Source organism: Sulfurivirga sp., assembly GCF_015490265.1.
GTDB lineage: Bacteria > Pseudomonadota > Gammaproteobacteria > Thiomicrospirales > Thiomicrospiraceae > Sulfurivirga.
This window is the reverse complement of sequence record NZ_WFYD01000099.1, coordinates 1-6,962: the sequence shown is the minus strand read 5'-3', so window position 1 is coordinate 6,962 and position 6,962 is coordinate 1. Positions and strand designations below refer to the sequence as shown.

Here is a 6,962-nt window from a genome sequence, read left to right as displayed (position 1 = left end):
GTGCGTCTGCGCCGGCCACATGGAAGGTCTGGGCTGGCAGTTCGGCCCAGCGCAGGCGGTCGGTGTTCACGTCCCACCACGGCAGGCGGAGGGCGGGCAGGGTGTGCTCGCCCGGTTTTTCCAGCAGAAACAGCCAGCGGAAGGTTTTCCGGCCCACAAGGTCGTCGTCACGCCTGAAGGTCTGGCTTTCCGGCGGGTCGGCGTAGAGGCGCAGCCCGGCAGGGGGGGTGAAGGTGAGATCCGGCAGCTGGGCGCCACGGATGCCGTGGGCGGTAAGCGTGGCCTCCAGCAGCATGGTGTCACCGGTTTTAGGCTGTTTCGGCCGGTCCGCCCAGCGAAAGCTGAGGGTGAGGTCACGCACCGGCAGCCAGCTGTGGCCCTTGGGCCACTGGGATGGCACGGGTCGCACCTGCGCGCTGATGGGCTGGGTGCGTGCCTGAACGGGCGTGAGCCGACGGTTTACATAGAGCTGGCCGTTGAGGGTCTGGGGCGGCAGGGTCAGGCTGCCGGCCTTCCGGGGGAACAGGGCATAGCGCCATTCATAGACGGTATAGACGGCATCGTCCACCACCTTGCGGAACACCAGCTGGTCGCTCAGCCGTTCCAGCCGGGCATCGGGCACGGCAGGCGGGGAGACGACGCCGTTGATCAGTTCGCCCCGGTAGAGCAGGCGCACGGTGTAACGCGCCATCTGGCGCACATAGGGGCTGACCGGTTCCAGGCGACTGGTGAAGAGAAAGTCCGGCTTCCTGCGCAGTGCGTCCGGCATGGGGGTGACCTTCAGCGTCAGCGGTTCGCTGCGGGTGCCATTGATGTCGAGTGGTGGCAGGGTGAGGTCGCCGGCATGGCGTGGGAGGACCTGAAGGCTCCACTGCACCTGCTTGCCCATCTGTCCGTTGCTGTCGGTCACCTGCAGGGTTCGGTTTGTGCCCAGCAGTTTGAAGTTGTTTCCAAGCCAGCGGGAAAAATCCGGATCGGGTGGAGGTTCGTCAGTCAGTTTGAGGCCGGTCAGTTCCACATCAAGGGTGACCACATCGCCCACTTCTGCGGGATTGTGATCCGCCTGCACGCACAGGTTGGCTGCCCGGGCAGAAAGGGCAAACGCGCTCAGCAGCAGCATGAGCAGCATTTTCACCATGTCTTGTTCTCCTTTTGCGCGCCACCTCCCTGTTGCTGCAGCTGGTATTCGAACTTGCGCTGCAGGAACAGTCCCGGCTGATCGGGAATGAGCCGCAGCCAGCGGGTGCTGCCGTCGTTCTTCCCGGTGGTGTCGCTCCTGCCCCGTTTCGACGGGGTCTGTCCACCACCGGGCAGGGTGTGGGATTTAACGCCAGCGGGACGGCTGGCGGCTTTGTCACCAGATGCCTGTTTTTTGCCGTTGGAGACGGGGTCTCCCCCATTTTTGGCGGATGCGGTTTCAGCTGGCGGCGACGCCCCTTTTTTTTTGCCGGTTTTCGGGGGTTCTGGCACTTTTTTTGTCTCTTTTGTCTCTTTTTTCGGGTTGTGCCGGTTGTCTGGAGAGGACTGGGCAGGCAGAGCTGATGCGTTTTTCCCGCCCGGACGTCGTCCGTTGGCGGAGGAGGAGGGATGTTGAAGCTTTTTTCTTCGCTGTTGATGCAGCCACTCTTCCAGCAGGCGGATATTCCGTTCCGCCTGTTTCAGCGTCGGGTCCAGCTGGAGAGCTTGACGCCAGGCGCGCAGGGCGCCCTGCCAGTCGCCCATGCGGGCGAGGGTATTGCCCAGATTGTAGGCGCCTCGGGCGGTGTTGTCCCGGGTAAAGGCGCGGCGGGCGTCTTCATATCGGTGGGCGCGGTAGCAGGCGGCGCCTTTCCAGGCCGGGTCTTCGAAGAGATCGCAGGCGCGGCCGTAGTGCTTCTGCTGCCATTGGCGCCATGCCTGCTGATCCGGCGTGCGGAAGATGTCCCGCCAGTCGGAGAGGGTCTTTTCCTCCTGCGCCAGCGCCGGCGAGGGCTGAGCGGGGAGCAGGATGACAAATGCCAGCGCAAACAGCCAGCCGCGGCGGAAGCCGAAGGCGGCGGCCACGGTCGCGAGCAACACCAGCCACGGACCGAGATCCTGCCACTGCACCACCTTCTGCTGGCTGTCGGCGGCTCTGGCGATCCGTTCGTGCGGCAGCAGCCAGTCCAGATCCTCATCACCGAGGGTAAGCGGCGTCAGACGCGCGCCCACGTCCTGTGCAAAGGGTTCAAGACGCTGCCACGGCAGGCGGGCGATGATCTTTCGACCTCGCGTATCCTTGAGAAACTGGCCGTTGGGCAGGGGAATGGGCGCGCCTTTCCGGGTGCCGACGGCCAGAATGGAGAGGGTGTAGTCGTGCCGTTTGAAGAAACGGCGCAGGGCCTCTTCATGATCTAGGTCGTCCGTCACCCAGATGATGTGGCCCCGTTCGATGCGGCTGCCTGTGAACAGACGATGCGCTTCTTCCATGGCCAGATCGGGACGGCTGCCGAGTCGAGGCATGATGAGGGGATTGAGGCTGGGCAGCAGGTTGAGCAGGGTGGCGCTGTCCTCGGCGATGGGGGTGATGACATGGGCGGAGCCGGCGTAGGCCACCATGCCGAAGCGCATCTCCGGGTGGCGGGTGATCAGGTCGTGCAGCTTGAAGCGGGCCCGTTCGATGCGGGAAGGAGGCAGGTCCCGCGCCAGCATGGAGAGGGAGAGGTCCAGCACGATGACGGTGGCGCTGCGCACCTTGTGGGCGGGCAGGATCTTCTGGCTGACGGTGGGGCCGGCCAGCGCCAGCACCATCAGCGTCCACAGTGCCAGCAGCGCCGAGATGGGCGCCTTGCTGCGCGGAGTGGTGTCAGCGCTGAACAGGGCGAGAAAACGCGCTTCGAACACCTCCGCCCAGGGGCCGAGGGGATGCCGTTTTCTGAGCAGGCGCCAGCCCACCAGTGCCACCGGCAGGAGCGCCAGCAGCCACAGCGGGCGCAGGAAGTGGAACTGGCTCAGATCCATCCGTTGCCTCCCCGGCGCCAGCCGATCAGCAGGGTGACCAGCAGCACCACGCCCAGCGGCCAGATGAACAGTTCCGTATGGGTGCGCAGGCTGTGAATGTCATAGGGCACGGTCTCCAGCCGGTTGATCTCTGCATAGATCTGGCGCAGTTGATCCGGATTTCGGGCCAGATAGAAGCGCCCACCGGTCAGTTGGGCGATCTTGCGCAGGGTCTGTTCGTCATAGTCGTACCCCCCGCCCATGCCGGCGCTGCGACCCAGGGCGATGGTGTAGATCTTGAGCCCCTGTCGGCCTGCTTCGCGCGCGGCCTCAAGCGGCTGGATCTCGCCGTCGGTGTTGGCCCCGTCGGTCAGCAGGATGAGCACCGGATCGCCCGGCACATGGCGCAGATGCTTGAAAGCGATGCCGATGGCGTCGCCGATGGCGGTGTTGTCACCGGCCATGCCGATCTGGGATTCCTTCAGCAGGCGCAGGAGGGTGGCGTGGTCATAGGTGAGCGGGCTGATGAGAAAGGCGCGCGAGCCGAACACCACCAGACCGATTCGGTCATGCTTGCGCTGCCTGACAAAATCTTCCACCACCGTCTTGACCACGGTGAGCCGGTCCACCGCCTGACCACCGAGGCGCATGTCCGGCTTTTCCATGGAGCCGGACAGGTCCACCGCCAGCATGATGTTCTTGCCCTGCTGGGTGAAGGGTGTGGGGGTGGCGTACCAGACGGGACGCATGGCGCTGATCACAAGCAGTGTCCACAGGAACCATGCCCACAGCGGGATGGGCAGACGGCGCACACGGCGGCGGTGCAGCTTTTCCGGGGTCTCCCTGACCGCCTTGCGCGCCGTCTCCACCAGCGTGGGGGCCTGCAGGGGAGCCTGACGGGGAGCAGGGGGCAGCAGCTGGCGCACCAGCCAGGGCAGCGGCAGCAGGGCGATGGCCCAAGGCCAGAGAAATTCCAGTTGCGTGAGCGCCTGCCAGTCCAGATCGGGAATCACTGGTGATGCCTCCGTATCCATTCCCGCGCGAAGGCGAGAAAGTGCGTCACCGCTTCCGTTTCACGTGAAACATCCGGATGGTAGGCCAGCTCGATCAGCCGCTCCAGATCAGCCGGCGCCTGCACCCGCACGGCGCTGCGGCGCAGGAAGGCAGCCCATTCCGCACCGTGGAGCGTGCCGCGCTGCTCAGGCGTGTAGGCGGTGACTGCGACCCGTTTCATCAGCAGATTGGTCGCTTCGATGGGGTTGTCCAGCTCGCCCGCGCGCCATTGCCGTTCGATCTCATCCAGCCGGCTGATGGCCTCGCGCCGGTAGCGGTCCAGCGCCCAGTTGCGCCACACCATCCACACCGCCCAGGTGATGAAACCCAGCGTCCCCACAATGATGAACCACCACACTTCCGCCAGCGGCCACCAGCCCACCGGTGGGGGCAGGATGATGTCGGCCATCTTGTCCAGCGGTGGGCCGTTCATCGCAACACCCCATCTTCAAGCAGCTGGTCGAGCGCCTCCTCATGGGTGGAGAGGCTGAATGCCGGTATGCGCAGCCCCAGCAGGCGTTCACGCACCTGCTGCCACTGCCGCGCATAGGCAAGCGCGTAGTTCTGGCGCACCTTGCGGTCGTGCAGATCCAGATTCAGTTCCGTATCGCCCCATTGCAGGCGCACGGCACCCAGGTCGGGCAGGCTGGCTTCCAGCGGGTCGAACAGGTGCAACGCCAGGAGACTGTGGCGGCGACGCAACTGCGCAAGACGATCCAGGGCACCGGGGCCCGGAGCGAGCAGGTCGCCCACCAGAATGATGCGCGCGCCAGCCGGGGCCAGTGTGGTCAGCTCGTCCAGCGCCCGCTGCCAGGGCTGAGGCTGACGGGGCGCCGGTCGCAGCGCTTCATGCAGCCGCAGGGCCTGATGGAACAGGCTCAGCAGGGGCCGTTCACCCCGTCCCGGCGGGATGACGGCATGGGTGTGTCCGCTGAACACCAGCCCGCCCACCTGCTCGCCCTGGTGCAGTGCCGTCCACCCCAGCGCGGCGGCGGCTTTCAGCCCCAATGAGGCCTTGAGCTGCCTGCGGCTGGCGAAGCAAGTGGCGCCCGTCTGGTCGATGGCCAGCACCAGCGGCTGCTCGTGGGCCTCGTGAAACACCTTGGTGTGAGGCTTGCCGGTGCGGGCGGTCAGTTTCCAGTCGATCAGGCGCACCTCATCCCCCGGCTGATAGGCGCGGGATTCGGCAAATTCCATGCCTCGCCCCTTGCGAATGACCTTGTGACTGCCACCCTGACGGGCCAGCAGCTGGCGCACGGAGGCCAGCCGGCGCTGTCGGGTGGCGGCCCGCAGCGCCGTCAGGGCGTCCAGCGAAGTCAGCAGGCTCTGTTCGGTCATTCGGGACTCTGATCGTTGAAGTGCTCTCTGAGGGTGGCCTCAAGCTGCCGAACTTCATCATCCGAAAGCATGTCGAAGAACTTTTCCCGCTTCGTGCGTGAAAGTCTGCCGCTGTTGTGCAGGCACAGCCGGATGAATAGGTCGAGCTGCCGATCGGGCAGGTCGACGATTTCGCGCAGGGCCGTCCGTGCGCTGTCATGGCGCTGAAGAAAGTCCAGCTCTTCGGTCAGCTCCTTTTCCAGCGTTTCTTCCATGAAATCCAACAGCCCTTCCGTCTGCAGGGTGAGATCCGGATAGCGGTAGTATTCCGGAAAAGGCACCGCTACGCTGATGCGTCCCTGCTCGTCCAGCTGATAGTCCAGCTCCAGCATCAGTGGCCGTGAGAAGGCTTCAAGCAGCGCGTCATACTGGTCTGGCCGCCGATGCATCACCGCCGAAATGGGAAAGATGACTCCTTCGGGCGCAAGTCCGCGGCGGGCAAAGATGTTGTGGAGCAGAAAGCGATGAATGCGCCCGTTGCCGTCTTCAAAGGGGTGGATAAAGACAAAACCGAAGCTGACGGCTGCGGCATGGGCCAGAACGGGGAAGTTGCCCATTTCCATCCGTCCGTGTGCGAGGCACAGGCTGTTCATCATGCCGGGCACCTGATCGGGCGGGGGAGGCACGTAATGCACCTTTTCTCCTCGCAGGGTGGTCTGTCCGACATAGTTCTGCGAGCTTCGCCAATCATGATCGGCGAAGCGTTCATCCACGATGCGGTTCTGCAGGTCGATCAGCGCCTCCTTGCTGCAGAAGTCTTCCTTTTCGGCAAGGTGAAGCAGGGCGATGAAGCGTTCAGTGCGGGTGGCGTTGGGGGTGATGGACTCAATGGCAAATGAAGAGCGGGTTTCCTTGGTGAACAGCCAGGCCAGGGCACGTTTCATCAAGGCCTGGGGATAGCGGTTGATCACTTTCTCACAGCGCCTGCGGAATGCCTCGTCATCAAAGGCGTCAAGCTTCGGTGTGCGTCGGATCAGCGGACAGAAATCTGCGGTTCCCGGCAGGTTGAACAGAATGCGCTGTCGCCTGTGACGCTGGCCGGGCACGGTGTAATAGAGCGACTCATCGGCCAGGGGAACATAGTTGCCCTGTGCAAGGTCATCTGCCGGAACTCTGCGTTCCGTGAGCCATTCATAGAGGAACCACAGTCGCCGCACGGGTTTGCTGGTGGGGTGTTCGTGCACCCATTCGGCGACCGTCTGCGGATGAATGTGATGACGAAAGAGCTGTGCCAGCAGACATAGATTGAGCCCTTCATTTTTCAATGCAAAGGTCAGCTGGGGCAGCAGTGCCTCTTCCGGTGCGCGCGCTGCCGGCAGACGCACGCGTTCCAGGCCGTTTTCACGCTCGATCTGCTTGCTGGCCTGTGTATGGCGCACATGTTTTCGCCAGTGAGGGCAGGGGCGAAGCTGGTAATGCTGTTGCAGCCAGGCATAGCCCAGTGGAGAGTTAAAAAGCATGTTGCCCTTTACAAAACGATTATTTTTCCTGCAAAACGATTATATGACAGCTGTTGTTCTTCAAAACGTTTACGAAATGCGTTTCAAGTGAAACCTACGCCACGGGCACGACGG

General features: G+C 63.7%; 6 protein-coding genes. All 6 read right to left on the bottom strand.

The window, feature by feature from the left end; all coding sequences use genetic code 11:
• Nucleotides 1-1,138 (bottom strand): BatD family protein (locus tag F8K16_RS06565; protein ID WP_294948451.1); only part of this gene is annotated, 1,138 nt, incomplete at its 3' end.
• Entirely contained in the window at nucleotides 1,132-2,979 is a 1,848-nt protein-coding gene (locus F8K16_RS06560; protein ID WP_294948449.1) for a VWA domain-containing protein, read from the bottom strand. The genes F8K16_RS06565 and F8K16_RS06560, both read right to left, overlap by 7 nt.
• A complete protein-coding gene (locus tag F8K16_RS06555) occupies nucleotides 2,970-3,971 on the bottom strand; it encodes a VWA domain-containing protein (RefSeq protein WP_294948447.1) in 1,002 nt (333 codons plus the stop codon). Before F8K16_RS06555 ends, F8K16_RS06560 begins: the two co-directional genes overlap by 10 nt.
• Nucleotides 3,968-4,444, bottom strand: a complete 477-nt coding sequence (locus F8K16_RS06550) for a DUF4381 domain-containing protein (RefSeq protein WP_294948445.1) — start codon at nucleotides 4,442-4,444, stop codon at nucleotides 3,968-3,970. Before F8K16_RS06550 ends, F8K16_RS06555 begins: the two co-directional genes overlap by 4 nt.
• On the bottom strand, nucleotides 4,441-5,349 hold the full coding sequence (locus F8K16_RS06545; RefSeq protein WP_294948443.1) for a DUF58 domain-containing protein: 909 nt from the start codon (nucleotides 5,347-5,349) through the stop codon (nucleotides 4,441-4,443). The genes F8K16_RS06550 and F8K16_RS06545 overlap by 4 nt, the downstream gene beginning before the upstream one ends.
• Complete coding sequence (locus F8K16_RS06540) at nucleotides 5,346-6,767, bottom strand: Fic family protein (RefSeq protein WP_294948441.1); 1,422 nt, start codon at nucleotides 6,765-6,767, stop codon at nucleotides 5,346-5,348. The genes F8K16_RS06545 and F8K16_RS06540 overlap by 4 nt, the downstream gene beginning before the upstream one ends.
• Between the last annotated feature and the right edge of the window lie 195 nt (nucleotides 6,768-6,962).

Bases quoted from the DNA above. Each gene is read 5' to 3' on its own strand.
- F8K16_RS06560 (WP_294948449.1), bottom strand. From the start codon at position 2,979: ATGGATCTGAGCCAGTTCCACTTCCTGCGCCCGCTGTGGCTGCTGGCG.
- F8K16_RS06550 (WP_294948445.1), bottom strand. From the start codon at position 4,444: ATGAACGGCCCACCGCTGGACAAGATGGCCGACATCATCCTGCCCCCA.
- F8K16_RS06545 (WP_294948443.1), bottom strand. From the start codon at position 5,349: ATGACCGAACAGAGCCTGCTGACTTCGCTGGACGCCCTGACGGCGCTG.